At 45.7% G+C, this 15,114-nt stretch carries 14 protein-coding genes and 1 riboswitch; of the genes, 11 read left to right on the top strand and 3 right to left on the bottom strand.

Translation table 11 applies throughout. The annotated features are described in order from the left end of the window. Positions 1-15 precede the first annotated feature (15 nt). Positions 16-113: riboswitch (SAM riboswitch) on the top strand. A 138-nt stretch (positions 114-251) separates the two neighbouring features. From metK to Selli1_RS03360, 7 genes are all read left to right on the top strand, one after another. After that, complete coding sequence (gene metK, locus Selli1_RS03390) at positions 252-1,439, top strand: methionine adenosyltransferase (protein ID WP_204864032.1); 1,188 nt, start codon at positions 252-254, stop codon at positions 1,437-1,439. A gap of 101 nt (positions 1,440-1,540) precedes the next feature. Beyond that, positions 1,541-2,698 (top strand): sensor histidine kinase, encoded by a 1,158-nt coding sequence (locus Selli1_RS03385; protein WP_087166635.1) that lies wholly within the window; start codon positions 1,541-1,543, stop codon positions 2,696-2,698. Continuing rightward, a complete protein-coding gene (locus Selli1_RS03380) occupies positions 2,691-3,380 on the top strand; it encodes a response regulator transcription factor (RefSeq protein WP_087166636.1) in 690 nt (229 codons plus the stop codon). Before Selli1_RS03385 ends, Selli1_RS03380 begins: the two co-directional genes overlap by 8 nt. A 183-nt stretch (positions 3,381-3,563) precedes the next feature. Further along, positions 3,564-4,829, top strand: a complete 1,266-nt coding sequence (locus tag Selli1_RS03375) for a glycoside hydrolase family 3 protein (RefSeq protein WP_281844159.1) — start codon at positions 3,564-3,566, stop codon at positions 4,827-4,829. Beyond that, complete coding sequence (locus Selli1_RS03370) at positions 4,826-5,611, top strand: TrmH family RNA methyltransferase (RefSeq protein ID WP_281844160.1); 786 nt, start codon at positions 4,826-4,828, stop codon at positions 5,609-5,611. Before Selli1_RS03375 ends, Selli1_RS03370 begins: the two co-directional genes overlap by 4 nt. A gap of 152 nt (positions 5,612-5,763) precedes the next feature. Beyond that, entirely contained in the window at positions 5,764-6,087 is a 324-nt protein-coding gene (locus tag Selli1_RS03365) for a type II toxin-antitoxin system RelB/DinJ family antitoxin (RefSeq protein WP_281844161.1), read from the top strand. Further along, positions 6,088-6,657 (top strand): Fic/DOC family protein, encoded by a 570-nt coding sequence (locus Selli1_RS03360; protein ID WP_087166640.1) that lies wholly within the window; start codon positions 6,088-6,090, stop codon positions 6,655-6,657. It begins immediately after the preceding gene. 66 nt (positions 6,658-6,723) lie between these two features. Here the strand turns inward: Selli1_RS03360 and Selli1_RS03355 are convergent, their stop codons facing one another. Then, positions 6,724-7,245 carry a GNAT family N-acetyltransferase gene (locus Selli1_RS03355; RefSeq protein ID WP_281872302.1) on the bottom strand — a complete coding sequence of 174 codons (522 nt, stop codon included), beginning with the start codon at positions 7,243-7,245 and terminating at the stop codon, positions 6,724-6,726. 127 nt (positions 7,246-7,372) lie between these two features. Between Selli1_RS03355 and Selli1_RS03350 the strand changes: the two genes are divergently transcribed. Together Selli1_RS03350 and Selli1_RS03345 are read left to right on the top strand one after the other, a co-directional pair. Next, positions 7,373-8,119 carry an SDR family NAD(P)-dependent oxidoreductase gene (locus tag Selli1_RS03350; RefSeq protein ID WP_281872300.1) on the top strand — a complete coding sequence of 249 codons (747 nt, stop codon included), beginning with the start codon at positions 7,373-7,375 and terminating at the stop codon, positions 8,117-8,119. A 205-nt stretch (positions 8,120-8,324) separates the two neighbouring features. Then, positions 8,325-10,853 (top strand): FAD-dependent oxidoreductase, encoded by a 2,529-nt coding sequence (locus Selli1_RS03345; protein WP_087166643.1) that lies wholly within the window; start codon positions 8,325-8,327, stop codon positions 10,851-10,853. A gap of 65 nt (positions 10,854-10,918) precedes the next feature. On the opposite strand, the gene Selli1_RS03340 is transcribed toward Selli1_RS03345, so the two are convergent. Together Selli1_RS03340 and Selli1_RS03335 are read right to left on the bottom strand one after the other, a co-directional pair. After that, positions 10,919-11,830 (bottom strand): magnesium transporter CorA family protein, encoded by a 912-nt coding sequence (locus Selli1_RS03340; RefSeq protein WP_138372624.1) that lies wholly within the window; start codon positions 11,828-11,830, stop codon positions 10,919-10,921. A gap of 86 nt (positions 11,831-11,916) precedes the next feature. After that, a complete protein-coding gene (locus tag Selli1_RS03335) occupies positions 11,917-12,855 on the bottom strand; it encodes an AraC family transcriptional regulator (protein WP_087251836.1) in 939 nt (312 codons plus the stop codon). Positions 12,856-13,074: 219 nt separating this feature from the next. Here Selli1_RS03335 and Selli1_RS03330 point away from each other — a divergent pair, with 219 nt between their 5' ends. Continuing rightward, a complete protein-coding gene (locus tag Selli1_RS03330; RefSeq protein ID WP_087166645.1) occupies positions 13,075-14,001 on the top strand; it encodes a nucleotidyltransferase family protein in 927 nt (308 codons plus the stop codon). A 2-nt stretch (positions 14,002-14,003) separates the two neighbouring features. Further along, positions 14,004-15,114 (top strand): phosphotransferase enzyme family protein (locus tag Selli1_RS03325; protein WP_281872297.1); only part of this gene is annotated, 1,111 nt, incomplete at its 3' end.

Raw genomic sequence — 15,114 nt, 5'->3', positions numbered from 1 at the left:
ATCAAGTTATATTTTCTCTTATTCAGAGTGGTGGAGATACATAGGATCTGAGAAGCCACGGCAACCCCGGTCACGGAAGGTGCCAGCCTGAGCGAGTAATCGAACAATAAGAGGATTGATATATGATGTATATATAACAGTCCGCTTATGGTGGGCTGCTTTTTTATTGCGCATTAATATGTTTTAGTGCAGCAGAAAAGCCCGCCAGAGAAAACAGACAGTATATGAGAGAAAAGGAAAGGCAGGAAAAGATGGAAAAATTATTATTTACTTCTGAATCAGTAACAGAAGGTCATCCGGACAAAGTCTGTGACGCGATTTCTGACGCGATTCTGGATGCTTTGATGGAGCAGGATCCGATGAGCCGTGTGGCATGTGAGACATGTACAACGACAGGTCTTGTAATGGTTATGGGTGAGATTACAACCAACGGATATGTAGATATCCAGAAGATCGTGCGCGACACGGTAAGAGAGATCGGATATACAAGAGGAAAATTCGGATTTGACGCGGACACATGCGGTGTTCTGGTAGCTATTGATGAGCAGTCATCCGATATTGCAATGGGCGTTGATAAAGCGCTGGAAGCAAAAGAAAACAAGATGTCCGATGAGGAGATCGAAGCGATCGGTGCCGGTGATCAGGGTATGATGTTCGGATATGCGTCCAATGAGACAGAAGAGTATATGCCGTATCCGATTTCCCTTGCGCACAAACTCACAAAGCAGCTTGCAAAGGTGAGAAAGGACGGAACACTCCCGTATCTTCGCCCGGATGGAAAAGCCCAGGTGACAGTAGAGTATAATGAAGAAGGAAAGCCGGGACGTCTGGAGGCAGTGGTACTGTCCACACAGCATGATCCTGCAGTCACACAGGAGCAGATCCATGAAGATATCAAAAAACATGTATTTGATCCGATTCTCGATGAAAAGATGATCGATGAGAATACGAAGTTCTTCATCAATCCGACAGGACGTTTCGTTATCGGCGGACCGCACGGTGACAGTGGATTGACAGGACGTAAGATCATCGTAGACAGCTATGGCGGAATGGCACGTCACGGCGGCGGCGCATTCTCGGGAAAGGACTGCACAAAGGTAGACCGTTCGGGAGCATATGCAGCACGTTATGTAGCAAAGAACATAGTGGCAGCAGGCCTTGCGGATAAATGTGAAGTACAGCTTTCCTACGCAATCGGAGTTGCTCAGCCAACTTCCGTGTGGGTAGATACCTTTGGGACAGGAAAACTTTCCGATGAAGCGCTGGTAAAAATGATCCGTGAAAACTTCGATTTAAGACCGGCAGGAATCATCAAAATGCTTGACCTCAGAAGACCGATCTACAAACAGACAGCAGCATACGGACACTTCGGACGTAACGATCTGGATCTTCCTTGGGAGAAGCTTGATAAGGTGGAAACACTGAAAAAGTATTTATAAAAACTTTAGAAAATTTTAGGGGCGCCTATAGTGGAGGCGCCCTTTTTCGTGATATACTGTACCTGTGATCAGAGCAGAGAAAGCAGAGAGGAAGAACTGTTTTGAAATTGAAGACAAAATTGATTATTTCATTCGTAATCATTACGATTCTGCCGGCGGTTTTGACCGGCTTTGCTGTATGGGGTGTGGCGAACTATCATATTAAAGCCATCGAACGTACCTATGGGATTTCAGGTGAGGAGTACCGGGACTTTAAGCAGTCGATCGGTACATTGAATCAAATTCCGGAAGTTCACGAATTTCTCAGCACCATGATCATTGGTGTGATCCTGATTCTTGCCCTTACGGCAATGCTGATGATTCTCTGGATTTACGGCAGCCTTCTGCGGCCGATTGAGAAGATGGAGATCGCGGTAAAGAGCATCACGGAAGGAGAGCTGGATTTTGAGCTTCATCCAGAAAAAGACGACGAGATCGGGCAGCTGTGCAAGGACATTGAGGAAATGCGAAAAAGGCTGAAGGAGAATGCGGAAGAAAAGCTGAAAAATGATAAAGACAACAAAGAATTGATCAGTAATATTTCCCATGACCTGAAGACACCGATTACAGCAATCAAAGGATATGTGGAAGGGATTATGGATGGAGTGGCAGATACGCCGGAGAAAATGGACCGTTATATCAAAACGATCTACAACAAGGCAAATGAGATGAACACACTGATTAACGAGCTGACGTTCTACACAAAGATTGATACAAACCGGATTCCATACAATTTCGCCCCCGTCCGGGTCAATGACTATTTTAATGACTGTGCGGAGAATCTGTCTTCCGAACTCACAAATCAGGGCGTGGAATTTGGATATTTTAATTATGTTGAAGACGATGTCAAGATTATTGCGGATGCCGAGCAGCTGATGCGTGTTGTCAATAATATTATCAGTAATTCCCTGAAATATATGGACAAACAGCAGCCGCGGATCAACCTGAGGGTCAAAGATGTGGGCGACTTTATCCAGGTGGAGCTGGAGGATAACGGAAAAGGAATCGACGCGAAGGATCTGCCATATATTTTTGACCGCTTTTACCGGACGGATGCTTCCAGAAATTCATCCAAAGGCGGGAGCGGAATCGGGCTTTCCATTGTAAAAAAAATTATTGAAGAACACGGCGGAAAAATCTGGGCCACAAGCAGACCGGGCACAGGGACGGTAATGTACTTTGTCATCCGAAAATATCAGGAGGTACCAATTTATGAGTAAGATTTTTATTATAGAAGATGAAGAAGCGATCGCGGATCTGGAGAAAGACTATCTGGAACTCAGTGGATTTGAGGTAGAGGTGGAAAATGACGGAAACGCAGGACTGAAAAAGGCACTGGAAGAAGACTTTGATCTTCTGATTCTGGATCTCATGCTTCCAGGAGTAGACGGATTTGAGATCTGCAGGAAAGTACGGGACGAAAAAGATGTGCCGATTATCATGGTATCCGCAAAGAAAGATGATATTGATAAAATCCGGGGACTAGGTCTTGGCGCAGATGACTATATGACAAAACCATTCAGTCCGAGCGAACTGGTAGCCAGAGTCAAGGCACATCTTGCAAGATATGAACGACTGATTGGAAGCCACGCGGAAGAAAATAAAATCATCGAAATCCGTGGACTGAAGATTGACACCACAGCAAGACGCGTGTGGGTTAACGGAGAAGAAAAAGCATTTACGACGAAAGAATTCGATCTCCTCGCATTCCTGGCGAGCCATCCAAACCATGTATACACCAAGGATGAACTCTTCAGCGAAATCTGGGACATGGAATCGATCGGAGACATTGCGACCGTTACAGTACATATCAAAAAAATCCGCGAAAAGATCGAGTACGACACATCCAAGCCACAGTATATTGAAACCATCTGGGGAGTTGGATACCGCTTTAAAGTATAGTGAATTGTTTTTAAATTTTTGGGGACGTGTTCCGATGCAACGGAACACGTCCCCAAAATTGTGTGCTTCCGGGAATTCGCAGAAAACGGGGTTGACAGGGTGTTTCGATTATAATACTCTTAAAGCTGATAATAAAATTTTTATACATTTCAGGTTAAATAATTAATATAGTAAGGGGATCATATGAGCGGAAAGAAAAGGAAACGCAGAAGGAGAAGAACGGGGAGACTGGCGCTTGGAATCGGATGTATGCTTTTGTCGGCAGGTGCGTTTGCTGCAGTGATCTATTTTAGCAATGCAGGGCGTGATGAGGCGGAGCAGGAGGGTGCTTCGCAGCAGACAAAAGAAGATTCGGCTACACGGGAAGAAGAGACAAAGACACAGGACAGTGAGATTGATCAGAAGCTGGAGGAACTGACGCTGCAGGAGAAGATTGCGCAGATGTTTATGATCACACCGGATGCTCTGACAGGTGTTCAGGGAACATGGAATCCGGGAGAGGTGACGGAAACAGCCTATAAGGAGCGGCCGGTGGGCGGTCTGATCATGATGGAAAATAATCTGGTCTCTCAGGATCAGATCAAGACGTGGAATGATACGATTACAGGATTTTCCAAAGAGGTGGTCGGAGTGGAGCCGTTCCTTTCCGTGGATGAAGAGGGCGGAACAGTAGCACGGATTGCGGGAAATGCGGCTCTTGGCATTGAGAATGTAGGAAATATGTCAGAGATTGGTGCATCCGGGGACAGTCAGAAGGCGTATGATGCGGGCGAGACGATCGGAACGTATCTGACAGAGCTTGGCTTTAATATGGATTTTGCTCCGATGGCGGATGTCTGGACAAACCAGGAAAATACGATTGCGCAGTACCGGGCATTCGGATCGGATCCTGAGACAGTGTCAGAGATGGTATCCGAGGCGATAAAGGGATTCCACAGCCAGGGGATTTATACAGTGGCCAAGCATTTCCCGGGACACGGAGGAACGAGCGGGGATTCCCATGAGGGGACGGTGTATTTAAACAGCACGAAGGAAGAGCTGGAATCGTGCGAGTTCCTTCCATTTCAGGCTGCGATTGATGCGGACACAGAGTTTGTAATGGTTGGGCATATTTCTCTTCCGAATATTCTGGAGGATGATACACCGGCTTCTCTGTCCGAAGAAGTAGTGACAGAGATGCTGAGGAATGATCTGGGATTTGACGGGATCGTGATTACGGACGCTATGAATATGGGAGCAATTACAAATGACTATACATCTGCTGAGGCAGCGGTACAGGCTGTTCAGGCGGGAGTTGACATGATTCTGATGCCGCAGAATTTTGAGGATGCATATCAGGGAATTTTGAGCGCAGTAAATTCCGGCACAATATCGGAAGACCGGATCGATGAATCCGTAAGACGGATTCTGGAAGTGAAAATGGGAGAATCAGGAGAGAGCGCGTCATGATTACAAGTACAGCAAATCAGAAAATCAAGCGGATACTGAAGCTGCAGAAAAAGGCAAAAGCAAGAAATGAGGAAGGAATCTTTATCGTAGAGGGGATCCGGATGATGAAGGAAGCGCCGGAAAGCCGGATCAAAGAGCTGTATATTTCAGAGACATTTCTGCAAAAATATCCGGATCTGCCGGAACATTTAAAAAAGAAAGCGGAGATGGTAAGTGATACAGTGTTTGCCCACATGTCGGATACAAAAACGCCGCAGGGAATTCTCGGGGTGATTCGGAGAATGTCCTGGACGATGGACGAGCTTCTTCACGGAGAAGACGGAAGGGCACCTTTTCTGATGGTGCTGGATCATCTGCAGGACCCGGGAAATCTGGGAACGATTTTTCGGACGGCGGAGGGTGCCGGGGTGACAGGAGTGATCCTTGGTTCGAACTGCGCGGATCTTTATCAGCCCAAAGTCATCCGGTCCACGATGGGATCGATTTACCGGATGAGAGCAGTTTGTGTAGATGATATGAAAGAGACTGTTCGCTTTCTAAAACAACATGGAATTCACACGTATGCGGCACATCTGGATGACAGCCGTTTCTATGATGAGGAAGATTATACAAAACCGACGGCATTTCTTATTGGAAATGAGGGAAATGGTCTTCCGGAAGAGATATGTGCTGAGGCGGAGCATAAAATCAAGATTCCGATGCATGGTCAGGTAGAGTCTTTAAATGCGGCCATGGCAGCGGGAATTCTGATGTATGAGGTCTGCAGGCAGAGAAGAAAATAGAACAGACAGTGAAGGAAGACAGACGATCGGCGGGTGAGAGTTTTCGGTTTGATTATGAGGAGGAGCAGGATTTTGGGTCCTGCTTCTTGACGTTGAGCGTATTGACAATGTAAATACAAAAATGTAAAATAGAATACGGGAGGTGCAGAACAATGGCGAAGACATTTTTACAGGTACGGACAGATGAGAGAGACAAAGAGCAGGCCAGTGTGATTCTGGAAGAGCTCGGAACGAATCTGTCTTCTGTAGTGAATATGCTGTTGAAACAGATCATCATGACAAAAAGTATTCCGTTTGAAGTAAAAATGCCGCAGGCTTACACAGAACAGGAAAAGGCAGAAGAAGTCAAAGTTTCCATGGAGATGGAAAGGCTGACATTGACAGAAGAAGACCTGGAGCTGTTGAACAAGTACCGGAAAGCGGCAGACAAAGACAAATTCAGGGAGGAGATCCTGGCAGAATACGCGGAGGCATAAATGAGTGATACGATTTACTGTTATCCGGATTCGGACGTACTGATCAACAAGATGGACATCCGGGATCAGGCGAAACTGGAAGAGGCTGAGAGACGGCTAACAATGTTTCGCATGAGCGATTTGCTGGATGTTCCCGTGAAAGGTGATTTTGATTTGGATCACCTAAAGAGCATTCACAGATACCTGTTCCAGGATCTCTATTCCTGGGCAGGGGAGATCCGTACGGTTGATATTTCCAAATCGGCCGTCTTTTGCAAAGCACGTTTTATTGAGGGGCAGGCCGATGAACTGTTCGGAAAATTGAAAGAGGAGCATTACCTTGCAGGGCTTCCGAAAGAGCGGATTGTCAGACGTCTTGCCTATTATTTTTCCGAAATTAATGCGCTGCACCCGTTTCGGGAAGGTAATGGAAGGACACAGAGAGAGTTTATCCGGGAGCTTGCGCTGAAAAGAGGTTATGTAATCCGGTTTGCGCGGGTTTCCAGAGATGAGATGATGGAGGCGAGCAAGGAGTCTTTCCTGTGCAGATATGAAAAAATGGAGGCACTGTTCTGGAAGGCAGTGCAGTAAATGATAAAGGTAAAAAGGACTGCCCGGCAGAGAGAAAGATATTTCTGCCGGGCGGTCTTTTTGCAGTTATAGTTTTTTCGACAGATATAGTATGAGATCATCGTCGTTACAGCAGTCTGTATAAGGTTCACAGATATGATCTCCATACCAGACGCCGCTTCCGTCCGGAATGTATCCGCGTTTGATGTACATTCTCTGGGCGCTTCCATAGCCGCTGTGAAGCCCGACACCAAGATAGACTGTATCGGCAAATCCGGCAGCAATCTGTTCTGCGGTATCCATCAGAAGAGAGCCGATCCCATGGTTCCGGTATTTTTTCAGGACACCAAAATCAACCAGTTCCGGCAGCCCTTTTCCTGCAAAGGCGCCCCGGTCAGAATCCGGGTAGATGCTGATATAACCGGCTGTCTGCCCCTGGTATTCGGCAGCCAGTGCCACGGCTTTTCCCTCTGCCTGATCCTGAAGACGCATGTCATATTTTTCGCGGGTCACATGGTCGCCCTGGAACTGTTCTTCCTCTGCAAGAATCTGCGCATCATCCGGGACCAGCGTCCGGATCCGGATGATACCGTCATCATAATAAATCATAATACTCCTCCCTGCGCATTTGATAATCTGATTTTATCATACTATTGTGAGTTTATCACCGAAAAATCTGAAAAATGTGTTATGATAATAATAAATAAAGAGGACAAACAAAAAGGAGGCGTATGATATGAAACTGAAAGATAAAGTTGCATTGATTACCGGAGGGAGCCGCGGAATCGGATTTGCTACGGCAAAACGGTTTCTGGAAGAAGGGGCAAAAGTAATTGTAGCCGCCAGCAGGCAGGAGACGGCGGATAAAGCAGTTGCCAGGTTAAAAGAGAGCATTCCGGGGGCTTCCGTGGAAGGAATCTGTCCGGATCTTTCCAGTCTGGAATCTGTGCGTGAAGCTGTAAAAGGCATACATGACACATATGGACGAATCGATATTCTTGTCAATAATGCGGGAGTTTCGGACAGCGTACCGTTTACAGAATATACGGAAGACTTGTTCGACAAGGTTATGAATCTGAACGTGAAGGGCGTGTTTAATGCATCCAGAGCAGTTGTGGATTATATGGTGGAGCAGGGCGAAGGAGTGATATTATCCACCTCATCGATGGTAAGTATCTCCGGACAGGCAGCAGGAGTAGCCTATCCGACTTCCAAGTTTGCGGTAAATGGGATGACGATTTCACTGGCACGGGAACTTGGCCCGAGAGGAATCCGCGTCAATGCGGTGGCACCGGGAATTACGGAGACGGATATGATGAAAGCGGTACCGAAAGAAGTGATTGATCCGTTGATTGCGCAGATTCCGCTCCGCCGTCTCGGGCAGCCGGAAGATATTGCCAACGCATTTGTATTTCTGGCATCAGAGGAAGCATCCTATATTACAGGAGTGATTCTGAGTGTAGACGGCATGAGCAGGGCATAGAGATGCTGATCTTGAAAAAGCGATTGTTTTAAATCAAAGCCGGCGGGAAACGAAATTCCCGGCGGCTTTGTCTGCGCATTTGCCGAAGAATGCAGATGAAAAGAGGAATTGCAGATTGCGAAAAAAAGCTGGATTTTTTTACCGATATGGATTATACTAAAAACAGTAATTATTATTTTTATCAGACATAACCGGAGGTTAGAGAATGAAAGCACTGAAACTAAGGGAGAATTTTTACTGGACAGGAATTGTAGATGCCGATCTGCGTGTATTTGACATTATCATGTACACAGAATTTGGAACAACATACAATTCTTACGTTCTGAAAACAGGGGACAAGACCATCCTCTTCGAAACTGCAAAAGAGAAATTTTTCGATGATTATCTGGAAAAACTCAAAGAAATTACCGATGTGGAGAGCATTGACTATCTTGTTGTAGAGCACACCGAGCCGGACCATGCAGGCAGTGTGGAGCGGCTTCTGGATCTGAACCCGGGCATGAAAATCATCGCTACAGGCTGCGCCCTTGGATTTCTGAAAGAGATCGTAAACAGAGACTTTACCGGAATTCCGGCGAGAGACAACATGACAATGAAGATCGGAGACCGTACGCTCCGTTTCCTCTTTGTACCGAACCTGCACTGGCCGGATACCATGTATACTTATATTGAAGAAGAACAGATTCTTGTTACCTGTGATTCATTCGGATCCCATTACGGATTTGACGATGTCCTGCTGAGCAAGGTGACAGACTGGGAAGGCTATATGAGAGCCACGAAGTATTATTACGATAATATTATCGGGCCGTTCAAGCCGTTCATGTTAAAAGCACTGGAAAGAGTGCGCGAGCTGGATATTTCCATGATCTGCACCGGACACGGACCGGTTATCGATGATAAGATTGACTTTATTCTGAATACCTACGAAGAGTGGAGCACAGTAGTCAATCCAAATCCGAAGAAAACGGTGATCATGCCATATGTCAGCGCCTACGGATATACCAAATCCCTGGCGGAAAAGATTGCAGAAGGAATCCGTGCAAGCGGGGATATCGATGTGCGGGCCTATGATATGGTAGAGGCTGATCAGGCAAAAGTACTTGAAGAGCTTGGATTTGCGGACGGTATTCTGTTCGGGTCTCCAACAATCGTCGGAGAAGCCCTGAAACCGATCTGGGATCTTACAACTTCCATCTTTGCGGGAACACACGGCGGAAAACTTGCCAGCGCATTCGGAAGCTATGGATGGAGCGGAGAGGCTGTGCCGCATCTGATCGAAAGATTGAAACAGCTGAATATGAAGGTGACAGAAGGATTCCGTGTACGGTTTAAACCAGACGAAAATCAGCTTCAGGATGCCTTTGATTACGGATTTAACTTCGGATGCCTTCTTCAGGAAAAAGAGAATCCAAAGAAGAAAAAAGGAGCAAGGACACTGGTAAAATGTCTTGTCTGCGGCGCTGTTTTTGATTCCTCCATTGACATCTGCCCGGTTTGTGGAGTAGGACCGGAAAACTTTGTGGAAGTGGAGGCGGAAGAGAACGAATTTTCCAATGACACAAAGAATTTCTATATCATTCTCGGAAACGGAGCAGCAGGCCACTATGCAGCAGAAGCGATCCGGAAGAGAGACCGTACCGGAACCATTACAATGATTTCCAATGAACCTTACCGGACCTACAACCGTCCGATGCTGACTAAATCCATCATGGCAGGTCTGAATGAAGAACAGATTGCGGTGGAAGACGCATCCTGGTACGAAGAAAATCATATTTACCAGATTCTTGGACACGAAGTAGTCAAAATCGATCCGGAAGCAAAAGAAGTACATCTGGATGACGGAAGCAAATATCATTATACAAAACTGATTTATGCACTGGGATCCGAATGTTTCATTCCGCCGATCAAAGGAGCGGACAAAGACGGAGTCATTGCAATCCGGAGGCTTTCCGATACAAAGAAAGTAGCAGAGAAATTAAAAGAGACAAAACACGCAGTTGTCATCGGCGGAGGCGTTCTCGGCCTGGAGGCGGCATGGGAACTCAAAAAATCCAGATGCGAAGTGACAGTGCTGGAACTGGCACCGGTACTGATGGGACGCCAGCTTGATAAAACGGCAGGAGAAATGCTCAAGAAGATCAGCGAAGGACAGGGAATCCAGATCCACACCGGCGTACAGATCGAAGCCATCGAAGGCGGCGAAAAAGCAGAAGGCGTACGCCTCGCTGACGGCACCGTGATCCCGGCTGAACTCGTTATCGTATCCTGCGGCGTAAGAGCAAACACCGCACTTGCAAAAGAAGCAGGCATTGAGACAGACCGAGCAGTGATTGTCAACGAGAAGATGGAAACAAACATTCCGGATATCTACGCATGCGGAGACTGCGCACAGTACGAAGGCATCAATTACGCCATCTGGCCGCAGGCAGTAGAAGAAGGAAAAACAGCCGGAGCACAGGCGGCAGGAGACGACAACACCTACAGCACCGTACCGGCAGCATTAAGCTTCCACGGCATGAACACCGCCCTCTTCGCAGCAGGCGATAACGGACAAAATCCGGACCTCATCTACAAAACCGTAGAATACAAAGACGAAGGAAAAAAACAGTACCAGAAATACTACTTCCTCAACAACCGCCTCTGCGGCGTCATCCTCATCGGAGACACCAGCCGCATGGCAGAAATGACCGAAGCATTAAAACATCACAGACAGTATAAAGAAATAATTAAATAATGCTAATTTTGGGGACGTGTTCCGATGCACCGGAACACGTCCCCAAAAAAATAACCAAAAAAACATCAAATCAACTTCTTTTTTTTGAATATAATGATGCATAGTATGATGATGAGAATGCAGAGTATGACGACGTTTCCATAGCCGTTGTCGAGCCCCGGCATGTTTTTGAAGTTCATTCCAAACCATCCGGTGATGAGGGTGAGCGGGAAGAAGATGGTGGAAATTACGGTCAGGAACTGCATGTTGTTGTTCTGCCGGGCATCGATCTGGGACTGGTAGGCTTCTTTAATCTGCTGTGCGTAATCCAACAGATGGTTTGTTTTACTCAGCAGCCGGTCGGCCCGGTCTCCGATCGTGCCAAAATACTTGAGATGCTTCTTGATAAAAAAGCCATTTTCATTCTCTTCAAGTGCGCGTCCAAGATCCATGATTTCATCATAATAGCTGCGGAATGTGAGCAGTTCGCGCCGCAGGGGAATCAGTTCGTGCTGAAAGTTTTTTACTTTTTCCTGTATGACATCCTCTTCCATTTGAAACAGTCGTTTTTCATAATTGCTCAGAATTTCCGGATCCAGACTGATAAACTCAGAAATATAATTATAGAGGAACCGTTCTTTTGTCTCCCCCTGATGTGCTTTCTTCTGCTGTATTCGATATATCAGCCGGTCGGAGAATCCATCATCATCTACGATTACGATATTATGACGATTGACAAAGAGGTAAATGCGGTATCTGCTTCCGAGGACATCTGCCAGTTTGGGAATGCAGAAAGTGCTTACGAGACATTCCTGCTGGGTTTCCAGTTTGCAGAACCGGATTTTGGATAAGGAAATTTCATTTTCATATATGATATTTGCCTGCTCCAGAATATCCGGAGCATGTTTGGAGTCTGTTACAAATATTGCAGGCTCCCGCGCTGTTTCCCATTCGGAAAATGGAATGGGAAGGAGTTGTTCTCCATATTGATAAATCATAAAATCACCTGTATTTCCTGTTTTGTTGTTTGATTATAAAAGTAACCTGTAAATAAAGTGCAAATATTATGTTAGATCTGTGTAAATCATTCCGAATCCTGATCCGGCTGCGGGCGATGGCTCCGGTCTGCCATGGCCTTGATGGATGAGGCGTACTCGGAAGGTGTCATTCCGGTTACCTTTTTAAACTGCCTGGAAAAATAGTGGATGGAGGTGTAACCGAGTTTTTCTGATATCTGTGTAAAATTCATCTGTTCGGTGCGTATCAGTTCCTTTGCAGCTTCGATCTTCATATTGGAAAAGTATTCGATGATGCCAAGACCGGATTTTTTGCTGAATATTTTCTGGAGCTGAGATCTTCCGATCAGATTGTCTTTGCAGATTGTTTCGATCGTGACCCTTCCGGAGAGGTGCTGGCCGAGGTAGGCAACGACCCGGTTAAAGACCTCTGTATCGATATTTTCTTTCATGGTCTTGTCCGGCTTGTCCGGCTTTTCTTCTGCCGGGGTGGAAAGATCGGAATATTTCCGGTAGAAATAGATCATCAGTTCCTCCAGATAAAGCTGAATCAGCTGGCCGGAAGCAGGAGGCTGAGAAGACTTTGGACGGAGCACTGTCTGATATGGATCGTCAAGCCGGCCCTCCAGAAAATTGCCGGCTTCTGTAATGATCCGGGCGAGCAGGCTCCTGGCAAAATCGTCGGTTCGTAAAATCTTTTTCCGGAAAAAGTTCATTATCGGGCTTTTTGAGGAAAAGGAGATAACGATCAGATTTGGCGCAATGCTTCCATTTGCCTTTACCCAGTGAAATTCATTCGGCTCGTGAAAAGCAATGTCCCCCTTTTTCAGTGTGTAGATCTGATCACCGGCGCCGATGGTGACTTCCCCTTTATCCACACAGACAAATTCCCAGAAATTATGAGATTCTCCAGGAAAAGAAAAAGTACTCATGTATTCAAAATAATGAAGGGAAAATAACTGGTCAATAAGCAGTTCTTTTCGAAAAGAAATTCCTTTATATGTCATCGCATCCATCGCCTTTCTAATTATCATACGCTATCGGTTTCTTCTTGTCTCCATCATAGCCCATTCCGGTATAAAATGTCAAAGCAAAAATGCAGATTGTACAAATGAAATCAAATATCAGACAAAGATTTTTCCTCGGTTTTATCATACAATGATGTCAGAAACAAAAAGCGTGAAGAGGAACGGAAAAGTTCTGAAAAAAATAAGGAGGTTTCGGATATGAAAAAACCAGTTTTAGTAATTATGGCAGCAGGAATGGGAAGCAGATACGGCGGATTAAAGCAGATCGACCCTGTTGATAAAGAAGGACACATTATCATGGATTTCTCTATCTTTGATGCGAAGCGTGCAGGATTTGAGAAAGTCGTATTTATTATTAAAAAAGAGAACGAAGCTGATTTTAAAGAGGCAGTAGGAAAGAGAATGGAAGAGATCATGGATGTTGCGTATGTATTCCAGGATCTGAATAACATTCCGGAGGGCTTCGAGGTGCCGGAAGGACGCGTGAAACCTTGGGGTACTGCACATGCTGTTTTAAGCGCCATCGATGAAGTGGACGGACCGTTCGCGGTTATCAATGCGGACGACTACTACGGACGCCATGCGTTTGAAGTGATTTACAACTATCTGACAACACACGAAGATGACGATAAATACCGTTACACGATGGTTGGTTACCGTCTGAAAAATACAGTTACAGACAATGGCCACGTGGCACGAGGAATCTGCGAGCTGGATGAGAACAAACAGCTTGTTGCAATTAATGAAAGAACACGCATCGAGAAGAGAGACGGAGGCATCGCCTACTCTGAAGATGATGGGGAAACATGGGTATCTGTAGATCCGGACACACTTGTATCCATGAATATGTGGGGATTCACAAGAAGTATTCTGGACGAGATCAAGGCAGGATTCCCGGCATTCCTTGAGAGTGGCCTGAAAGAAAACCCGATGAAGTGCGAATACTTCCTCCCGGCTGTTGTAAGCAAACTGCTTGGAGAAGAACGTGCAACAGTAACTGTTCTGGAATCGGAAGACAAATGGTACGGTGTAACTTATAAGGAAGACAAACCGGTTGTTGTAGCTGCCATTCAGGCACTTAAAGACGCAGGAGTATATCCGCAGAAATTATGGGAGGACAAATAGAGATGGCGCGTGTAAATAAAGTACAGATCGATGAAGCGATTGCAAATTTTCAATACGAAGGAATGCTGATTGATGAAAGACCGTACGGAAACGGACATATCAATGATACATTTCTTCTGACATTTGAGATTGCAGAGATGGGAAAGATCAAAGTGATTCTTCAGAGAATGAATAAAGAAGTATTCACAGACCCGGTAGCTCTGATGGAAAATATTATCGGAGTAACATCCTATCTGAGAAAGAAGATCATTGAAAACGGCGGAGATCCGGACAGAGAGACACTTAATGTTATTCCGGCCGTAGACGGTAAGCCGTACTTTGTTGACTATAAAGGAGAATACTGGCGTTCCTACAAATTTATCACAGATGCTTCCAGCTACGATCAGGTAGAAAAACCGGAAGACTTTTACCAGAGTGCATATGCATTCGGAAACTTCCAGAGACTTCTGGCAGATTATCCGGCAGACAGCCTGCATGAGACAATCAAAGGCTTCCATGATACAAAAGCAAGATTTGAAACATTTAAAAGGGCGGTAGCAGCGGATGTCTGCGGACGCGCAAAATATGTACAGGATGAAATCAATTTTGTTCTGGAACATGAGGACGTGGCAAATGTATTCGGAGAACTTCTGGAAAAGGGAGAAATTCCGCTTCGTGTTACACATAATGATACAAAGTTAAATAACGTTATGATTGACAACCTGACCGGAAAGGGCATCTGCGTCATCGACCTTGATACAGTAATGCCGGGTCTTGCGATGCATGACTTTGGTGATTCCATTCGTTTTGGTGCAAGTACAGCGGCAGAGGATGAACAGGATTTAAGCAAAGTATCCTGTGATATGAATCTGTTCGACGTATATGTAAACGGATATCTGGAAGGATGCGGCGGCAAGCTTACTCCAAGAGAAGTTGAGCTGCTTCCGATGGGTGCCAAAGTGATGACATTCGAGTGCGGTATGCGGTTCCTGACAGACTATCTCGAAGGCGATCATTATTTCAAGATCCACAGAGAAAACCACAATCTGGACAGATGCAGAACACAGTTTACACTGGTCAAGGATATGGAAGCAAAGTGGGATACAATGAACGAAATCGTGAAAAAGTATCAAA

The organism is Sellimonas catena (genome assembly GCF_027924685.1).
GTDB lineage: Bacteria > Bacillota > Clostridia > Lachnospirales > Lachnospiraceae > Sellimonas > Sellimonas catena.
This window is presented reverse-complemented; position numbering and strand designations above follow the sequence as displayed.

Excerpts from the sequence above, each read along its gene's own strand:
- metK (WP_204864032.1), top strand. The coding sequence starts at position 252 with ATGGAAAAATTATTATTTACTTCTGAATCAGTAACAGAAGGTCATCCG.
- Selli1_RS03380 (WP_087166636.1), top strand. The coding sequence starts at position 2,691 with ATGAGTAAGATTTTTATTATAGAAGATGAAGAAGCGATCGCGGATCTG.
- Selli1_RS03375 (WP_281844159.1), top strand. The coding sequence starts at position 3,564 with ATGAGCGGAAAGAAAAGGAAACGCAGAAGGAGAAGAACGGGGAGACTG.
- Selli1_RS03370 (WP_281844160.1), top strand. The coding sequence starts at position 4,826 with ATGATTACAAGTACAGCAAATCAGAAAATCAAGCGGATACTGAAGCTG.
- Selli1_RS03365 (WP_281844161.1), top strand. The coding sequence starts at position 5,764 with ATGGCGAAGACATTTTTACAGGTACGGACAGATGAGAGAGACAAAGAG.
- Selli1_RS03360 (WP_087166640.1), top strand. The coding sequence starts at position 6,088 with ATGAGTGATACGATTTACTGTTATCCGGATTCGGACGTACTGATCAAC.
- Selli1_RS03355 (WP_281872302.1), bottom strand. The coding sequence starts at position 7,245 with ATGATTTATTATGATGACGGTATCATCCGGATCCGGACGCTGGTCCCG.
- Selli1_RS03350 (WP_281872300.1), top strand. The coding sequence starts at position 7,373 with ATGAAACTGAAAGATAAAGTTGCATTGATTACCGGAGGGAGCCGCGGA.
- Selli1_RS03345 (WP_087166643.1), top strand. The coding sequence starts at position 8,325 with ATGAAAGCACTGAAACTAAGGGAGAATTTTTACTGGACAGGAATTGTA.
- Selli1_RS03340 (WP_138372624.1), bottom strand. The coding sequence starts at position 11,830 with ATGATTTATCAATATGGAGAACAACTCCTTCCCATTCCATTTTCCGAA.
- Selli1_RS03335 (WP_087251836.1), bottom strand. The coding sequence starts at position 12,855 with ATGACATATAAAGGAATTTCTTTTCGAAAAGAACTGCTTATTGACCAG.
- Selli1_RS03330 (WP_087166645.1), top strand. The coding sequence starts at position 13,075 with ATGAAAAAACCAGTTTTAGTAATTATGGCAGCAGGAATGGGAAGCAGA.